This is a genomic window from Clostridium sp. 1001271st1 H5 (genome assembly GCF_005845215.1).
Lineage (GTDB): Bacteria > Bacillota > Clostridia > Lachnospirales > Lachnospiraceae > Enterocloster.
On sequence record NZ_SPHO01000064.1, the window covers coordinates 1 to 1,571 of the forward strand.

Here is a 1,571-nt window from a genome sequence, read left to right on the forward strand (position 1 = left end):
CCTCGTATTATAAAGTAGTAGTGTTTATAGACTCTCTCCAAGGTCTGTATGCTATACTGTTGGAGATACTGTGGATTGTTTATCACCCCCTACCACTTGATGGTTTATGAAAGGCTACAACCACAGTCTCTTTGTATAGTTGTTAATCAGTTAGATACCGCATGACGGTTTATTTAGAACGAGGTTACAATCGCAAAGAGTACCAGTGGTCCTAAACAGTATCAAATTTTTTTAAGGAGATTGGTTATGATTTACGTAGGAATTGATGTCGCAAAAGATAAGCATGATTGTTTTATCATAAACTCAGATGGAGAAATATTATTTCATACTTTTACTATCTCCAATAATCATGAAGGCTTTAACACCTTATTTCAAAGAATTGAATCTGTTTCAGATGATTTTACAAAAGTAAAAGTAGGACTCGAAGCCACCGGACACTACAGTTACAATCTTCTGGGATTCCTTCTTGATAAAGGTTTGCCGACCTACGTTATCAATCCGTTACATACCAATCTTTACAGAAAAAGTCTAACTCTTAGAAAGACGAAAACGGATAAAGTTGATTCCCGTACCATTGCTACTATGATTATGTCCGATATGAACTTAAAGTCCTACTCAGATATATCTTACCACAATGAGGAATTAAAGTCACTCACTCGTTATCGTTTCGATAAGGTAAAAGAACGGGCAAAACTCAAAACCTCTATTTCCAGACTGGTAAATATCCTTTTTCCTGAACTAGAAAAACTGGTTCCCTCACTTCATCTTTCTTCTGTATATGCTTTGCTTTCTGAATTTCCGGGAGCTGCACAGATCGCTGCTTCCCACCTTACAAAACTGACTAATCTCTTATCCCAAGCATCAAAGGGGCGTTATGGGAAAGAGACCGCTATTCTTTTTCGTGAAACTGCTAGAAGCTCTATTGGCTCTGTTATGCCTGCAAAATCTCTGGAGCTGAAGCACACCATCAAACTTATTCAAGAATTAACAGCAGAGATTGACGAAATCGAAGTAGCCATTAAACAGATCATGGATGAGGAAATCCATTCTCCTATCCTGACGATTCCTGGTATCAGTTACCGAATGGGTGCAATGATCCTTGCTGAAATCGGGGACTTTAACCGATTTGATTCAGCCGATCAGATACTCGCTTACGCAGGTATGTCTCCCTCCACCTATCAATCAGGGCAATTAAATAACTGTTATTCTCACATGGAAAAGCGTGGCTCACGTTATCTTCGATATGCCCTTTATAATGCCACAAAGTATGTTTGCCAATGGGATGAATCTTTCAGTGCATATCTTGCAAAAAAAAGATCGGAAGGTAAGCATTACAATGTTGCCTTATCTCATGCTACGAAAAAGCTTGTGCGTCTAATTTTCGCAATGGAAAAATCAGGACGAACATATCAGCCAGCAGCTTAACTGATTCTGTAAATATCTCCTTTCAGAGTGCCAGCAATGACACTCTGTTCGTCATGCAATTTTCAAGGTACAAATATATCTGAAGTGCATTTCTGCAATTCATCCAAAACTTTTATTTTAGACTTGACTTTTAATAGTTAGTCTTT

Annotated in this window: 1 protein-coding gene; it reads left to right on the forward strand. The window is 38.1% G+C overall.

What is annotated here, in order from left to right; all coding sequences use genetic code 11:
- The first annotated feature begins 246 nt into the window (after positions 1-246).
- The gene (locus FGS84_RS30565; RefSeq protein WP_002588695.1) at positions 247-1,425 is read left to right on the forward strand and encodes an IS110 family transposase; all 1,179 of its coding nucleotides are present in this window, start codon (positions 247-249) and stop codon (positions 1,423-1,425) included.
- Positions 1,426-1,571 lie beyond the last annotated feature (146 nt).

Coding starts and splice junctions, on each gene's coding strand:
- FGS84_RS30565 (WP_002588695.1), top strand. CDS start 247: ATGATTTACGTAGGAATTGATGTCGCAAAAGATAAGCATGATTGTTTT.